This window comes from Pseudoclavibacter helvolus (assembly GCF_049707175.1).
GTDB lineage: Bacteria > Actinomycetota > Actinomycetes > Actinomycetales > Microbacteriaceae > Pseudoclavibacter > Pseudoclavibacter helvolus_A.
In genome coordinates this window covers 1-15583 of sequence record NZ_JBNAFM010000027.1, presented here as the reverse complement: position 1 = coordinate 15583, position 15583 = coordinate 1, and the positions used below count along the sequence as shown (strand labels likewise).

General features: G+C 66.9%; 15 protein-coding genes and 1 pseudogene. 6 read left to right on the top strand and 10 right to left on the bottom strand.

From position 1 onward, the window contains the following. The first annotated feature begins 62 nt into the window (after window positions 1–62). Both def and ACPYN9_RS16265 read left to right on the top strand, forming a co-directional pair. Window positions 63–638, top strand: coding sequence for a peptide deformylase (gene def, locus ACPYN9_RS16270; protein ID WP_424467772.1), 576 nt, complete (start codon window positions 63–65; stop codon window positions 636–638). Window positions 639–679: 41 nt separating this feature from the next. Next, entirely contained in the window at window positions 680–958 is a 279-nt protein-coding gene (locus ACPYN9_RS16265) for a hypothetical protein (RefSeq protein ID WP_424467770.1), read from the top strand. Between the two features lie 29 nt (window positions 959–987). On the opposite strand, the gene hutI is transcribed toward ACPYN9_RS16265, so the two are convergent. The 9 genes and pseudogenes from hutI to ACPYN9_RS16220 all read right to left on the bottom strand — a co-directional run bounded on the left by hutI (window position 988) and on the right by ACPYN9_RS16220 (window position 11111). After that, a complete protein-coding gene (hutI, locus tag ACPYN9_RS16260) occupies window positions 988–2145 on the bottom strand; it encodes an imidazolonepropionase (protein WP_424467768.1) in 1158 nt (385 codons plus the stop codon). Further along, entirely contained in the window at window positions 2142–3485 is a 1344-nt protein-coding gene (locus ACPYN9_RS16255; protein ID WP_424467766.1) for a formimidoylglutamate deiminase, read from the bottom strand. Before ACPYN9_RS16255 ends, hutI begins: the two co-directional genes overlap by 4 nt. Continuing rightward, window positions 3482–4693 carry an allantoate amidohydrolase gene (locus tag ACPYN9_RS16250; protein WP_424467764.1) on the bottom strand — a complete coding sequence of 404 codons (1212 nt, stop codon included), beginning with the start codon at window positions 4691–4693 and terminating at the stop codon, window positions 3482–3484. Before ACPYN9_RS16250 ends, ACPYN9_RS16255 begins: the two co-directional genes overlap by 4 nt. Next, window positions 4690–6348, bottom strand: coding sequence for a urocanate hydratase (gene hutU, locus ACPYN9_RS16245; protein ID WP_424467762.1), 1659 nt, complete (start codon window positions 6346–6348; stop codon window positions 4690–4692). The genes ACPYN9_RS16250 and hutU overlap by 4 nt, the downstream gene beginning before the upstream one ends. A gap of 53 nt (window positions 6349–6401) precedes the next feature. Continuing rightward, window positions 6402–7079: an IclR family transcriptional regulator gene (locus tag ACPYN9_RS16240; RefSeq protein ID WP_424467760.1), complete on the bottom strand. Its 678-nt coding sequence runs from the start codon at window positions 7077–7079 to the stop codon at window positions 6402–6404. A 167-nt stretch (window positions 7080–7246) separates the two neighbouring features. Continuing rightward, window positions 7247–7774: a HutD family protein gene (locus tag ACPYN9_RS16235; protein WP_424467758.1), complete on the bottom strand. Its 528-nt coding sequence runs from the start codon at window positions 7772–7774 to the stop codon at window positions 7247–7249. A gap of 37 nt (window positions 7775–7811) precedes the next feature. Then, on the bottom strand, window positions 7812–8414 hold the full coding sequence (locus ACPYN9_RS16230; protein ID WP_424467756.1) for a hypothetical protein: 603 nt from the start codon (window positions 8412–8414) through the stop codon (window positions 7812–7814). Next, window positions 8411–9616 (bottom strand): annotated as a pseudogene (locus ACPYN9_RS16225) (glutathionylspermidine synthase family protein). The gene ACPYN9_RS16230 and the pseudogene ACPYN9_RS16225 overlap by 4 nt, the downstream one beginning before the upstream one ends. Window positions 9617–9725: 109 nt before the next feature. Continuing rightward, a complete protein-coding gene (locus ACPYN9_RS16220) occupies window positions 9726–11111 on the bottom strand; it encodes a hypothetical protein (protein WP_424467754.1) in 1386 nt (461 codons plus the stop codon). A gap of 172 nt (window positions 11112–11283) precedes the next feature. Between ACPYN9_RS16220 and ACPYN9_RS16215 the strand changes: the two genes are divergently transcribed. Beyond that, window positions 11284–11661 carry a hypothetical protein gene (locus ACPYN9_RS16215; protein ID WP_424467752.1) on the top strand — a complete coding sequence of 126 codons (378 nt, stop codon included), beginning with the start codon at window positions 11284–11286 and terminating at the stop codon, window positions 11659–11661. Window positions 11662–11930: 269 nt separating this feature from the next. On the opposite strand, the gene ACPYN9_RS16210 is transcribed toward ACPYN9_RS16215, so the two are convergent. Continuing rightward, the gene (locus tag ACPYN9_RS16210) at window positions 11931–12953 is read right to left on the bottom strand and encodes a peptidoglycan DD-metalloendopeptidase family protein (RefSeq protein ID WP_424467750.1); all 1023 of its coding nucleotides are present in this window, start codon (window positions 12951–12953) and stop codon (window positions 11931–11933) included. A gap of 510 nt (window positions 12954–13463) precedes the next feature. Here ACPYN9_RS16210 and ACPYN9_RS16205 point away from each other — a divergent pair. The 3 genes from ACPYN9_RS16205 to ACPYN9_RS16195 all read left to right on the top strand — a co-directional run bounded on the left by ACPYN9_RS16205 (window position 13464) and on the right by ACPYN9_RS16195 (window position 15511). Continuing rightward, on the top strand, window positions 13464–13799 hold the full coding sequence (locus tag ACPYN9_RS16205) for an ATP-dependent DNA ligase (RefSeq protein ID WP_424467748.1): 336 nt from the start codon (window positions 13464–13466) through the stop codon (window positions 13797–13799). A 96-nt stretch (window positions 13800–13895) separates the two neighbouring features. Next, the gene (locus ACPYN9_RS16200; protein ID WP_424467746.1) at window positions 13896–14180 is read left to right on the top strand and encodes a hypothetical protein; all 285 of its coding nucleotides are present in this window, start codon (window positions 13896–13898) and stop codon (window positions 14178–14180) included. A 161-nt stretch (window positions 14181–14341) separates the two neighbouring features. Beyond that, window positions 14342–15511: a hypothetical protein gene (locus ACPYN9_RS16195; RefSeq protein WP_424467744.1), complete on the top strand. Its 1170-nt coding sequence runs from the start codon at window positions 14342–14344 to the stop codon at window positions 15509–15511. Window positions 15512–15583: the final 72 nt, after the last annotated feature.

Sequence of the window (15583 nt, the reverse complement as noted above, 5' to 3'; positions counted from 1 at the left end):
GGGCCATCCTATTGTGCGGCGAGCGTCGTCGAAGGGTGTTCCAGCGAAGATACGCTGATGGGATGACAACTCTCCCAATCCGCATCTACGGCGAGCCCGTCCTCCACGAACCAGCGGTGCCGGTCGTCGAGATCACCGACGAGGTCCGCGAGCTCGTCTCCGACATGTTCGAGACGATGGATGCGGCGCCCGGCGTCGGACTCGCAGGTCCGCAGGTCGGCGTCGGCAGCAGGCTCTTCGTGTACTCGTATGAAGAAGCGGACGGCACGGTCCGTCGAGGCGTGGCGATCAACCCCGAGCTGTACGTCACCCCCACGGAGCCCGAATCGCTGCTGGAGCTCGACGAAGACCTCGAGTCGGAGGGGTGCCTCTCGTTCCCGGGTGAGCGCTACCCGCTTCGTCGGTCAGAGCGCGCACTCCTGCGGGCCACCGACCTCGAGGGCGAACAGTACGAGATCGAGGCCGAGGGGTGGTTCGCCCGCATCCTGCAGCATGAGTTCGATCACCTCAACGGCGTCATCTACGCAGACAGACTCGAGCATCCCTGGTATAAGGATGCGTTCAAGGTCATGCGCAAGCGCAGCTGGGGCGGGCCGGGGAAGAGCTGGCTGCCCGGCGTGGACGACCTCGAGGGCTGACCGCCTCGGTCATTGTCGGTGGTGCCTGCGAGGGTGCCGACATGACCACAGTGCTTGACGACCCCATCGAGGTCGAACTCGTCGACGAGTTTCCGTCAGTTTTCTGGTGGGAGCGGTTCGCGTACGTCGTGCACGGGCTGCCGCAGGCGTTCTACCGCCGCGTGCAGCAGCGCTGGTGGGCGGGCGAGGGTGACCCATCTCGACTCGACACTGAGTTCTGGCGGGTCAGCGCGAGCCGAGACGGGCACGTCGGCGAACCCTGCCTCTACGACCTCCGGCGAGACCCCGACGGCTGGCGGTTGGTGCTCCGATGGGAGTAGCGGGATCACGGAACCGCGCCGCGCGGGCTCTAGGTGACCCGCTCGCCTGCCAACCAGACCGCCTGAGTGAGGTGCATGCCCGGGCGGTAAGCGAGGTGCGTGACCGAGGGCGCGTCCAGCACCTGCAGGTCGGCCCGGAACCCCGGCGCGAGGGCCCCGATCGGCAGTTCGCCCTCGTGGCGGCGCAGGGCCCGCGCGCCGCCCATGGTCGCCGACCAGACCGCCTCCTCCACCGTCATCTGCATCTGCAGCACGGCGGTGGCCACGCAGAAGGCCATCGAGGTCGTGTAGGAGGTTCCGGGGTTGCAGTTGCTGGCAAGAGCCAGGGTCGCCCCCGCGTCGATCAGGCGCCGAGCAGGCGGAAATGGCTGTCGAGTCGAGAGGTCACAGGCCGGCAGCAGCGTGGCGACGGTCGACGAGGTGCCGAGCCGTTCGACGTCAGCGTCGTCGAGGAAGTTGCAGTGGTCAACGCTTGCCGCGCCGAGCTCCACGGCGAGCCTCACGCCCGGGCCGTGGCCGAGCTGATTGCCGTGGACGCGCAGCCCGAGCCCGGCGTCCGCGCCGGCCTCCAGCACAGTGCGCGACTGCGCCTCGTCGAAGGCACCACGCTCGCAGAAGACGTCCATCCAGGCCACGTGCGGGCGCACGGCATCGAGCATGGCTCCCGTCACGAGCGCGACGTAGTCGTCGGCGTCCCAGCCGTCTGGCACGACGTGGGCGCCGAGGAACGTCACGTCCTCAGTGATCTCTGCCGCGAGCCGCGCCGAGCGCACCTCGGTCTCGACGTCGAGTCCGTACCCCGTCTTCGTCTCGAGCCACGTCGTCCCGCCGAGGTTTGCAGATCGAACGCGCTCGGCCATCAGCACGCGCAGCTCGCTCGAGCTGGCAGCGCGGGTGCGTTCGACCGACACCTTGATGCCACCAGCGGCGTAGGCCTCGCCCGCCATGCGAGCTGCGAACTCCGCAGAGCGGTCGCCGGCGAACGCGAGGTGCGTGTGCGAGTCGACCCAGCCAGGCAACATGGCGCGGCCGTCCACGTCGACTCGCTCGTCAGCGGCGGGAGCACTGGCGCTCGGGCCGATCCACAACACACGTTCGCCTTCCACGACGAGTGCCGCGTCGTGCAACACTCCCTCGCTGCCGTTGGTCGTGAGTTCGCCGATGTTCGTGAAGACTGTCGAACTCATGAGGTCACCTCTGCTCCGGACGCGGGATCGTGGGCGAAACGGGCGATGTCGGCCGCCGCCCGGGCGAGCCGCGCTGAATCCCTGCTGCGATCGTAGGCAACTCGTCCAGCCACGATCGTACGGACCACGTCGCTCGCGGTGCCGCTGAGCGGCAGCTGCTCAGCGAGCGAACCGGCGGTGCGCACAGACGCACCGTCCACCTCAACGAGGTCGAGCAGCCCACCGATCTCACCGGGCGCTGAACGCCCCAGCGATGCGTATCCGGAGCGCGTGCCGATGCCCACCAGCTCCGCCGGTGTGAATCTGCCCCGTGTCTGCGAGCGCAGCCGCTCCCCCGCTTCGAGTCCGCGAAGCTCGAGTAGTGGATCGACGACGGCATTCTGGTCGGAACCGACAGCCAGGCGTGCCCCCGCATCGACGAGTTCCCTCGCCGGCCCGATCCCGTCACCCAGGTCCGCCTCCGTGGTCGGGCAGAACACAGCGTGCACACCAGCCGCCCCGAGCAGCGCGATGTCACCCTCTGTGAGATGGGTTGCGTGCACGACGCTCAAGCGACTCGAGAGGACACCGGCATCCGCGAGCACCTCGGTCGGGCTCTGCCCGTACGCCGCGAAACTCTGCTCGTTCTCCGCCACCTGCTCCGACAGGTGGATGTGCAGGGGCACGTCCACGGGCAGTCCGCGGGCGATGGCTGCGATTGCCGCGGCAGGCACGGCGCGAATCGAGTGGATGGCAGCGCCGAGCACGACTTCCGGGTGGTCAGCAGCGAGGCGATCTCGGAGCGCGAACCAGCGCTCGAGCCAGCTGGCCGCGTCCCCGTCCCCGAATCTCAGCTGCTCCGATGCGAGGCCCTCTCCGATGGAGCCCGCGAGGTAGCAGGTGTCGAGCAGCGTCAGGCGGATGCCAGCGGACCACGCGGCACGAGCCAGGGCCATCTCCATGTCGTGGTCTGGGTACGGTACGCCGTCATTCCTGTGGTGGACGTAGTGGAATTCCCCGACGGCACCCCACCCGCTAGAAACCATCTCGGTGAAGCTCGCGGCGGCGATCCGCTCGAAGCTGTCAGGAGCCAGCGCGCCGGCGATGGCGTACATCTTGTCTCGCCACGACCAGAACGTGCCGCCGTCCGCATGCGTGCGCCCGCGAAGCAGACGATGGAACACGTGGGAGTGCGCGTTGCCGAACGCCGGGAAGGCAGTTCCGATCAGGAGGTCGGAATCCTGCGCAGCCACGCCCTGCTGCTCATCGACGAGCACGCCTGCCTCGTGCTTGAGCCGCACAGAGCGCAGCGTGTCGCCGCCCCGCACGAACGTATCGACCCAGATCCAACCCGCGTTCATCGGAGCACCGACTTCAGCGCCATCCGGAGGGCCTCGACGCCCGCGAGGACGTCTGCATCGCTCGCCCCTTCGCTCGGTGCGTGCGAGACCCCGGTCGGGTTGCGGACGAAGAGCATTGCGGTCGGTACATGCGCCGCGAGGACCCCTGCGTCGTGGCCGGCACCAGTCGGAAGTGCCGGCACGCCGCCGAGTTCCTCGGCGAGCTTGTCGCGCAGCGCGGGATCGAATCGCACCTCGTCGCTGTAGGACTCTTCCGTGATCGAAAGCTCGCAGCCTTCGTCGAGGGCGGCTCCACGCAGCTCCGCCTCGATCTCTCGCACAATCTCGCGCGTATCCTCGACGCGCTCCGACCGCACGTCGAGCCAAGCCGACACGCTCGAGGCGATCGCGTTCGAACCGCCCGGCACGGGAACGAGCTTGCCGACCGTGGCGCGCGCGCCCGCTCGCGCCGCCGCGGAGCGCCGGGCAGCGAGAATTCCAGCTGCGGCGGGAACGAACGGGTCGTGCCTGTCCGCCATAGCAGTGCTTCCGGCGTGGTTGCCCTCCCCGCGGATGTCGATGCGCCAGCGTCCGTGCTCCAGGATGCTCGACGCCACACCGATCGACCGTCCGAGGGGCTCGAGTGCCCGCCCCTGCTCAACGTGCAACTCGATGAAGAGCCCGATGCGCGCCAGGGCCTCGCTGTCTTTGCCGATGTGCCGGACATCGAGGCCGAAGTCCGCGGCGGCGTCACCGAAGGTCCGGCCGTCGCCGTCGCTCAGGGCCACGGCGCGCTCCGGTGACAGCTGCCCCGTCATGAGACGCGAGCCGAGGCACGCGACCCCGAAGCGCGCACCCTCCTCCTCAGCAAACACCACGATCGCCAAGGGGCGGGACGGCCGGTACCCCTCGGTCTGCATGAAGGCCACCGCGTCGAGCGCAGTGGCGACGCCGAGCGGCCCGTCGAGCGCCCCGCCGCCGGGAACGGAGTCGAGATGGCTCCCTGTCACCACCGCATCCGGCCCCGCCGCACCCCACCAGGCCCAGATGTTGCCGTTCCTGTCGACTTCCAGGTCGAGCCCGAGCCCGAGCGCGCGCTCAGTGAACCAGTCGCGCAGCGTGCGCTCGGCGTCGTCGAAGACATGCCTGGAGAACCCTCCGCGCTTGACGTCGACGCCGACGTCGGCGATCTCGTCGAGCAGCTGGAGCGCGGTGCGCCGCTTGGTCACTCGCCCTCCCCCATCGGCACGCGCAGCCCACGCTCCCTCGCGATGTCGGCTGCATGCTCATAACCGGCGTCGACGTGGCGCATGACTCCAGTACCCGGGTCGTTGGTGAGCACGCGTTCGATCTTCTGCGCCGCGAGATCGGTGCCGTCGGCGACGATGACCTGACCCGAGTGGATCGACCTGCCGATGCCAACGCCGCCTCCGTGGTGCAGCGAGACCCACGTGGCACCGGATGCAGTGTTGAGCAGCGCGTTCAAGAGTGGCCAGTCGGCGATGGCGTCGGAGCCGTCCTTCATCGACTCGGTCTCGCGGTAGGGCGATGCCACCGAGCCGGAGTCGAGGTGGTCCCGACCGATGACGACCGGGGCCGAGAGCTCGCCCGAGGCCACCATCTCGTTGAACTTCAGCCCGGCAAGGTGGCGTTCCTTGTAGCCGAGCCAGCAGATGCGCGCTGGGAGCCCCTCGAAGTGCACCTTCTCCCCCGCGGCCTTCACCCAGCGGTGCAGGCGCTCGTCGTCGGGGAACAGCTCAAGGATGGCGCGGTCGGTCGCCGCGATGTCTGCCGGGTCGCCCGAGAGCGCAGCCCAGCGGAACGGGCCTCGACCCTCCTCAAACTGGGGGCGGATGTGCGCGGGCACGAACCCGGGGAAGTCGAACGCCCGCTCGTAGCCGCCGAGCTTCGCCTCAGCACGGATGGAGTTGCCGTAGTCGAAGACCTCGGCGCCGGCGTCTTGGAACTCGACCATGGCCTTCACCTGCTTCGCCATCGACAGGCGCGCGCGTTCCGTGAAGCCGGCCGGGTCGCGCTCTGCCTCGGCCTTCCATTCCTCGACGCTCACACCCTCCGGCAGGTAGGCGAGCGGATCGTGCGCGCTGGTCTGGTCGGTGACCATGTCGATCGGGACGCCGCGCTCGAGGAGCAACGGGAAGATGGTCGCCGCGTTGCCGACGACTCCGACGGAGAGCGGCACCTTCGCAGCCTTCGCGGCAAGGACGCGCTCGATGGCGTCGTCGAGGTCGAGCGTCATCTCGTCGAGGTAGCCATGCTGCACGCGTCGCTCGAGGCGGCTCGCGTCGACATCCACGATGAGAACAACGCCCTCGTTCATCGTGACGGCGAGCGGCTGGGCGCCTCCCATGCCACCAGCTCCACCCGTCAGCGTGAGCGTCCCGGCGAGGGTTCCACCGAAGCGCTTCTCGGCGGCGGCCGCGAACGTCTCGTAGGTGCCCTGGAGGATTCCCTGCGTGCCGATGTAGATCCAGGACCCCGCGGTCATCTGCCCGTACATCGTGAGGCCGGCCGCCTCGAGACGTCGGAACTCGGGCCAGTTGGCCCAGTCACCGACGAGGTTCGAGTTGGCGATGAGCACCCGAGGCGCCCACTCGTGGGTGCGGAAGACGCCAACCGGCTTGCCGGACTGCACGAGGAGCGTCTCGTTCTCCTCGAGCGTTGTGAGCGTGCGGACGATCGCGTCGTACGCCTCCCAGCTCCTCGCGGCCTTGCCGGTACCGCCGTAGACAACCAGGCTCTCCGGGTGCTCGGCGACCTCCGGGTCGAGGTTGTTCATGAGCATCCTGAGCGGCGCCTCCGTCTGCCAGCTCTTGGCAGTCAACTTCGGTCCGCGTGGTGCCCTGATGTTTTCGTGTGCGGTCATGTGGGATCCTCTCGATGCTCGTGCGCTCGACGGTGGAATGAGAAACGTGGCGCTCAGCGCAGAGCGTCACGTTGCGGTGGCGCCGCGGAGCCGAGGGCCTGTTCGATCGCGGCCGTCGCATCCATCAGCAGCTGACCGAAGCGCTTGACGCCGGGCTTCGTGATCCGGTAGCTCGGCACCAGCACACTGATCGCGCCGAGGACACGTCCATGCGCGGAGACAGGCGCTGCGATCGCGGTGACATCGAGTTCGACCCCGCGCTCGACGACGACGTAGCCGACTGCGGGCGTCGCCCCTCTGAGCACCTGGCCGGCGGCCGTTCCTTCGAGAGGAATCGTGCGGCCAACCCAGTTGGCGTGGCGAACGGAATGGGTTCCTTCATGAATCGCGACATAAAGGGCCTGCTCGGCGTGGCCGGCCACGCTGAGGTACACGGACTCTCCCGTCGCCTCTGAGACCTCGCGCATCACGGGCTCGCACGCGCGAACGAGGTTGTCGTTCGACAGGGCCTGTGCGCCCAGTTGCACGATGCGGCTGCCTGCACGGAAGTCACCAGCCTCGTCGCGTCGAACGAACCCAGCAGCCTCGAGCGTGCGCAGCAGCCGCAGCGACGTGCTCGGCGAGAGCTCCGCGCGTCGTGCACTCTCGGCGAGGCTCAGCGGGTCGCCCTCGCAGACGAGCGCGAGCAGCGAAAGGGCTCGTTCGACCGTGCGCGTCGAGGCCTCAGCCATCTCTTCTCCCTTGAAGGTGGGTGCATTCTTCGAGCCGCGCTGAGCGCGGACCAGCGATACCACTGAGTAAAACCTATCTGCCACTCAGCGGCAACTCGAATCTGAGTGCACCTCGCCACCGCACGCGACGCAGTGTGCCTGCGTCTGCCCGATCCGCGCCCGGCCGCTCACGTGAGCCGGCGCACCACCGCGAAAACCCCAACTCCCCCGAACCGCTGAACCTGCCCGACACCTTCCAACAGGACCGTGTCGAGAGGACCGAGCTCGTCGCCTCCGAGACGAAGGGAACCGTCGAGAACCACGACAGCGACCGCGCCTTCCCCCACCTCGTCGGGGTGTCGGACGACGGCAACCTCGAACAGGGGGAATGCCTCCCGAGCGATGACGTTCAGCACCCGCGCCGACGATGCCGAAGCGGAGCCGGTCACCTGCTGATCGCCAGAGAATCGCACCTGCTCTCGAGGGCCCAGGATTGTCTCGACGCCGTCGATCACGAGCTGAACGCTTTCGATCGCAAGCTGCACTCGCTGAGCTCGAGGCATGATCGAGAACTCTGCTGGACGCTCGAGCGTCGCGATACTCAGCGCCCAGCCACCGCCGTCCGACATGGGACGTATCGTGCGAGTCACACCCAGGCCGTTGCGCCAGAGCTTCGACTCGAGCTGGGCGAAGCGGACGACACGTGGAGAGGTCATGGCCCCATTCTCCAGCTGGCCGCGGAAAACGCCCTCGCTACCCGCCAGTCGAGCTGCCTCCGCCGCCCTTGCCCTTCACAGTCGACCCGAAGCCGGACTTGCCGGACGCGCCGAACCCGTTCTTGAGCGGCGCACGCGAGCCGACCGTCGCACCAGCCGGGGCCTTCTGCGCAACATCCGAGTGGGCCGCCGACCCCGGCGCCGCGAAGCCTCCTGAGGTGACCGGCGCCCACGAAGTGACGCGAGGGCTGTTCCAGCGAGAGGATGCGAAGAGCACGGGCCCAAGCCAGAGTGCCGAGCTGTAGTGCGTGCCGTAGCTGCTCGAGGACTCGCACAGCGACTCGGCGTCGCCCTCGACCTGCTCCCCCTCCTGCTCAAGCAAGCGAATCTGCTCGTTCACATCCGCGAGGCAGTCTTCCTTCGATGCGTAGGTCGGGCGCTCTGCACCTTCTGGGAGCACGTAGTTCTCGCCATCGGCGCCCTCGACGACGATCCCCTCGTCTGGCACCGTGCTGCAGCCAGCAAGGAACATCAGCGCGGCGGCGACGCCCATTGCCCCGACCGTCTTGGGCGCGGAAGGCCGCGAGATGCCGGACAAGCTGACGCCGCTACTGCGGCGAAGTTTCGGTTCGTAGGTCACGGCCGTTCCTCCCGATCAGAGATGTAGTGCGGCACGAACTCAGCGAGGTCGCCCGTGATGGGCCCGCTCGTCTCGCGAACGTCGATACCCGCGGGCGTCTCCCCAACGACCCAGGAACCGATGATCGCGGTCTTGCCGTCGATGCTGGCCAGCTGCGCACGTTCCTGGTAGACGAAACCCTCCGCCCCGTAGTCACCGCCGTTCTCGGCGGTCTTGCGTCCGACGAGGTCGTAGATCGTGACGTTGGCCCCTTCCCTTCCCAGCTTCGGCTTCTCGACGTAGGCCTTGCCACGCAGACGCTCCGGGGTCGCGTATGCCGCCAAGAGGAACGGATGGTCAGGAAAGAGTTCCCAGAGCACGACGAGAAGCTGCTTGTTGGAGAGCAGCATCTTCCAGATCGGCTCCACCCAGGCAGTCGTCGCGCGCGTGGTCGGGAAGTACTGCGCGAACTCCTCGCGCACCATCCACTCCCACGGCTACAGCTTGAAGATGCGCTCGATCCGCTCGCCGTCCGCGTCGACGAAACCGTGCGAGGCCTCGTCAAACTGCACATCCTCCATGAAGATCTGCTTCACCTCGAAACCGGCGAGACGCGCCGTCTCAGCCATGTAGCCGACCGTGTCCGCGTCTTCGACAATGAGCTGCCCATCCCCGTCATCGTGCAGCGAGGCGAGGTGAAGGCGCGCGCCCTGCGGCAGAAACCAGCGTTGCATGCGGATGTGCACCCACTGCTCCACAAGCAGCTCGTGCAGGAGGTTGAACTGGTCGGCGCGCTCCCCCCGCGTCTCGACGAGCCACTGCCACTGCGCCGCCGCAGACTCGACGAGCGACGTAGGCGTGTCCGCGTTGAACTCGAGCAGCTTGATGGTTCCAGCACCGTCGTACGCGAGATCGAACCGTCCGTAGACAGTCGGGTCGTCCTCATCCCAAGACTTCTCGACGAGGTCCCACAGCTCGACGGGGATCCCGAACTCCGCAAAGCGGCGATCGCGCACGACACGCTCACATGCCTCCATGCAGAGCCTGAAGAGCTTGCCGGTCGCGTCCTCGAAGGCGTCGATCTCAGCGCTCGAGAAACCGTAGGCGGCCTCTTCCTGCCAATACGGTCGACCGTCTTCCGATTCCATGTCGTAGAAGGTGAAACCGATCGAATCGAACTTTGAGCGCCAGTCGTCGCGCGGGGCACTGTACGTGCGGATCACAGCTGGTCTGTCCTCGGCTCTCTCGATTCTGAGCGGAACCGATCGGCCGGCCCCCACCAAACTCTAGAGGCCCGCCCCCTGGAACCGCCGCAGAATCACACCAGCTCGACTATCGGATCGTGAAGTCCTGACATCCCAGGTTCGTCATGTTGCTCGGAGACTCGATCGCAACGGCACACACAGCGTGCTTCCCCACCGGCAGCGATGCCGCAGTCCAGAACGCGTGCTGGCCGGGGACGGAGTTCAAATACGGCGTCGGACGATCCGCCGACACGACATGATGCCATCTCCCGTCGATCAGAATTGCCACCGGCAGAGACCGGCCGGGCGTGCTCGGTGCATACGTCCAGCCGTAGAAGACCTTCGTGCGCCCTCCCGCATCCGCGACCGCCAGCTGACCGATCGGCGCGGCCTGCTTCTCGACCACAACGTTTGCACACGGCGGGTAGCTGTGCTGGCCGGCGCCGAAGCCGACACCGACGGTGCAGATGAGATAGCTGCCTGGCTGCAGGTCGAAGGTCATCGAATAGGCATGCGAACCCGGCACCCCGTAGGCATACAGGTGTGGCGAGCTCCCGCTGGCCATCGTCGCGTTCCAAGCCCCATTCACCGTGATCCCGACTGGAATGGAGGTGTACATGTCGGAGAGATCGAAGGCGTGCCCCGACACCGTCACCCTGCTCCCACTCACTCTGACATTGGCGTTCGAGTTCACGTCAAAGCGCTTGACGGCCTCCGTGTAGGTGTAGTTGTCCTTCACCCAGCGAGACAGGTACTTCCCGACGGTCGTCATTCCGAGCACGTTCATGTGCGTGGAGTCGTCCGGCGCCATCCAGAAGGTCCGCGGCATGAGCCCAACGGCCATAGCCCCTCGGTCCGCGCTGGTCGCGGCACGGCCAGCGTCGTACAGCGCGCCATTCAGCAGGTAGTCCGAGACCGGGATTGCCCGATCGCCGTACGTCTGGCGGATCCAGGCGTTGACGTGATTACGGTTGTTGTTGAGGGGGTTTGAGTAGTCCCATCGCGGGGGAAGCTGGATGACGTAGGCCTTCGCGCCGACAGCGTCGTGCGCTGCGACCATCTTCTGGATGACCTCTTTGACCCGTTCCGAGTCCTCGATGCCATTGGCACCGACCCAGAGCACGCTCGACGAACCTGGCAGCGGCTTCTCCAGGGAGTTGATGGGCGTGTTCTCGCCAACCCAGAGAGGATTCCCGGTCCCTACGCGCGTGAACTTCCAGTGCAGGCTAGAGTCCGCAAGGTCCGGGAAGTGGGTGATCTTGCCGCGAATTCCGCCGATCTCGACATCAAAGGTGATGCGGCCGAGGTACTTCGGATCCATCGGGAGCCCCCGAACGCTGCCGAGGTTGACCGACCCCGAACCGGGAACGAGGATCGTCTTCGCCAGACGGGTCTGATACACGCCTGCGATGGTTCCGATGGCGACTGGGCCGATCGATCCAACGCCGTGGTTGAGTACTGTCCACCCCGGCATGTGCTTTCCGAGGTGGCCGCCGCCACAGAGGTAGTCGATCGACGATGACCCGTAGCACTGGACCGCGGTCGGACTGGACGGGCGAGACTCTGGAGCCGCGCTCGGGACCGGTGGGGCACTCGGCACCGGTGCTGTCACGGTTGGAGAGGCCATCGGATCGCTCGGCGACGTTGTGTCCGGCCCCGGGGCAGCCGGACTCGAAACGTCTGCGGTCGGCTGGGGGCTCGGTTCCGGGGCGACCAGCGTCGACGGCAGGTCAGGAAGCGGGCTCACCGAAGGAGCAACCGGGGCCTCCGGAGTGGGCGTCACCGCGGTCGACGTCGGCGCCGGCGTCGAGTCGAGCGGCCAGGGCGAGTTCCCCTCGGAGGGGGCGTCGGAGCTCGGAGGCGGCGCCACCGGGTTCGCCGTAGCGGGCGCCAGCGGTGCAGCGAGCAACGCGCACGCCACGACCGCGACCATGACCGATTGCTTCAGCGCCGATCGCATCCTGAATTCCTTTCGTCGTGCTGGAAGGACAGCACGACGAGAGCCGACGATGGCGCCGACGTAAGGAGCGGAGCGGCTGCTCTGCGCTGCGTGACGAGCTGTCACGCGGGCGCAGGTGAGTCCGCCGTTCCCCTGAGCTATCCCCCAAAGCTCGGAGCACCGCAATGGATGGACCGAACCAGAAGAGAAGATAGCAAGCAATGGCGCGCCGACGAACACCCGGGGAGTTCACCAAGCACAAAGTGCCGACAGTTTTGGGCGAATGCACCCACCCTCAGCTCGCTCGCGGTGGTGGACCGCTCGCGAGCCCGCGCGTTCGGCGCGCGCCGGAGCTCAGCTCGCAGGCGTGGGAGCGGCGCTCTCGGAGGTGCTTTCCTCCGGTGAGACCGGAGGGGTCGGGTCTTGCGACGGTGAGGGCGCAGGGCTGGGCGTCTCCGGTTCGCCACTTGGGGTCGGCGACACGGAAGGTGGTGGTGTTTCCGAGGCGGGCGGTGTTGGTGTCGTCGTCTCTGGCGACGATGGCTGATTCGTCGGCGACGTCGAACCTGCTGGCGAGGGCGGCGTCACCTGCGTCTCTGGGATTTGGTTCGTTGGCGGAACCTGCGTTCCAGGCGGGAGCGTGTAGCCGTCATTCTCGGCTGGGTTCCCCGAGGGCGGGGGCATGGTCGGCGCGTCGCCGAAGATGTCGATGGCGGCCCCGTCCGCGTATTTCTTCAGGAACTTCTGCGGGTCAACGTGGGTGCCGTCGACGATGGTCTCGAGGTGAAGGTGTGGCCCGGTGGATGCGCCCGTGTTGCCGAGGAGGCCGACGAGCTGCCCGGTCTTGACCTCGTCGCCGACCTTGACAGCAGGCGAGCCTGCCACGAGGTGTCCGTAGACCGATCGGACCTGCAGGCCGTCGATGCGGTGCTGCACGACGACGTGTGCCCCGAGCCCGGCGCCGTCGGTGGGAACTGAAGCGATGACGATGCCGTTCGCGATACTGCCCACCCTGGTGCCCTGCGGACCCGCGAGGTCAAGACCGCGGTGATTGGAGGAGCATCCAGAGCACGGAGAGTTCCGCGGACCAAATCCGTCGGAAACACGAACCAGCCTCATGTCCACCGGCCACTGCACCCCCGGAGCGACAGTGCCACTGGCGCCCGCGCCGGTCGCGCTGTGCTGAACGACAGGAACGTCCCTTGCGCCGATGAGCTGCTCCGGCACCGAGCCGGAGACCGTGTACGTGACGGACTCGGCCTCTTTCGAGCTGACGACCGGGACCGTTGACTCGCCGTCATCGACCGCGCCGGTTACCGCAGCGGCCCCAAGCGTCGCAGCGACGATCAGTCCGAGCGTGGCGGCGACGACTGGCACTGCGAGGAGCCGTGCGCGGCGACGCTCCTTCGCCCTGAGGGCACGACGGCCCGGAGAACCTGGTTGGAAGTGAGACGTGGCAATCGACGGCGTCGGCAAAGGAGTCTCCTGCGATTGGTGCTTCGGGGCAACGAGTCCGAGTCTAGAGAGGCGTTCGCGAATGCGAAAGAGCGGATTTCGAAACGCTCCACGGAAATCCCCCCACAGAACACATTCGACAACCCGGAGGGAACCTTAGGCCATGCGACGGGATGCCAAGAATACGAAACTCTAGCTGTCGCAAATTGTGTGTACCAAACCGAATGAATGTCGCTTTGCGGTGTCACACTCGCCGCATTGTCAGCAGAGCAGCGACGTCAGTGCAGCGTGCTGGGGAGCGTTGCGGCGCGGCCAGATCGGGCCGAGACGACACGGTCACGAACGTGGCATCATCGAGTGACAAATCATGCACAAGGGCGGAGCACCGGTCGGGGATGCATCCCGGAGTGCCAGCAGGAAGGGCGCACGGACGTGGGCATCATGACGTACGACGGGATCCAGGTTCGGTTCGATGACCGGACACTCGCCCATCTGCAGGTGATCGTGCTGAAGAAATTCCGGAACCAGGAGTCGTTCGTGGTCTCCTGGCGCAATACGGATACCAGCGGCGATGGACGAAGCACCGTCTGGATGACCCCCTCGTTTCCCGCGCACTTCCATCTTGAGCAGCCGTCACACAAGCTCGACCCGGAGTGGCTCAGTGTCCTCCAGGCGTCGGCCGACAGCGCCACGGGGCTTGTCGTCCGCGATGCGCATGGCGAGATCATCCGTGGCGAGCAGATGTCGCCGACCCTTCCCCAGGGATGACATCCAGCTTCCTCTGCGCGACGGGGTCGACGTCAACCCTGCGATCGCTGTGAGCTTGAGCGCCTAGCGTTGAAGCGTTCCGTGAGGAGGCAGCATATGACGTACACACTCGTGGTGTCCGGCGAGAGCTTTCTCGTGTCGGCGCAGGACGTACCTGGACTCGAGCGCCGCATTCTTGAAGCCGCTCGGTCCGGGGGCGCTTTTGTGTCGGTGGAGACTGCGGATGCCGGATTGGCACGCGTTCTGGTGACGTCGTCGACCTCCGTATTTCTCACTGCAGTGGACCTGCTCTCGAATGAGGCTGGCGCGGCCTCACAACCGCTCGACCCGTCCATACTTCCGAGCCTGGGCCCCGGTTCCTGTACTGGGCTCGAGCTGTAGAACTCCTTGGCCACCCCTCGAACTGGAGGCCACCGATCCAGCGCCGCTGTTCTTTCTCATTGCACTGACATTCTTCTTCATCGGCACTGACGTGTCCGCGGCCCTTCATAGCGTGCATAAGTGAAGGCGGGGACTCCTCCCGCTCTACACGAATGAGGACTATGTCACACGAGAACAATGCGGATGTCGATCGCAGGCCAGCTTCACCCGACGTTCACCGGCGCACGCTCATCAAGGGAGCAGCCTGGTCGATTCCGGTCATGGCGATCGCTGCGGGTGCCCCGATGGCTGCGGCAAGTGGATGCGGGGAGCCGGTTGAGTACATCGCCCCAGGTCCAGGAAACCCAACGCTGCCAGCTGGCGAGACGACCACGTTCCCAGTACCAGACGGTGTCACCTCCATCTCCTACGTCGTGATCGGCGGAAGCGGCGGCGGCCGCTCGACAGCTCTGACCGGCGGCGCTGGTGCCAGAGTCTCCGGAACCATGCTAGTGACCCCTGGGCAGAACCTGTACCTCACTGTCGGCCAGGGTGGTCTTGGTGGCGGGACGAACAGTGCGACCGGCTTCGCCGGAGGCCAGGGGTACGGCAACGGCGGCGCGTCAGGCGCGACGCCCGCGGGACAGCTGAACGTCTTCAACGGCGCATCCGGTGGTGGCGGATCTGCCATCCGGGCCGGAGCAACGCTCGCCACCTCAGAGCCGATCGTGGTCGCTGGCGGCGGCGGTGGTGGTGGAGCTGGTGTTGGCACCACGGGGATCTCGATCCAGTACGCGCCGCCCGGATCGGGTGGGACTGGTGATGCTTCGGCTACCGACGCGGCCTTCGACTGGCCCGCGCAAGCTCGCCGCATCGTGTCACACGGAGGCAGCGCTGCGTCCGGTTCCAGCGCGGGAACCGGAGGGATCGCGGCGACAACTGTCGACGTTACGCCAACTCCCGTTGACAGCCAGACGAACCCGGGTTTCGCTGGAACCGGTCATGTTCCGGCAACCGGCGGGGACGGCGGCGCTGGCGGATCCTCTTGGGTGGCTGGTGGCACCGGAACCAACGAGGGTGGCGCGACCGGAGGCGGAGGCGGAGGCGGCTACGCGGGCGGTGGTGGAGGTAGCTCTCACACAGCGCGCTACGCCGGGAACGTGGCGAGTGGCGGTGGGCTCTTCGGTGTCGCGTCCGGCGGCGGAGGCGGGTCCAGCTATGTCGCGACGGGCACGGTGGCGGGAGTCACGCCGGTACCGGGCGCCACGATCGGCACTGGCACCGGCACCAACCCGACCGCGAATCAGCGCATCTCGGGTTCCATCGTGCTGACGTACGTCGTCTGCCCCTAGCTGTATTGACCCGTGAGGTTGTGAACACGGTCTGAGGGGCGTTGGCCGCCGATCCCGGTGTGGGGTCTGTGG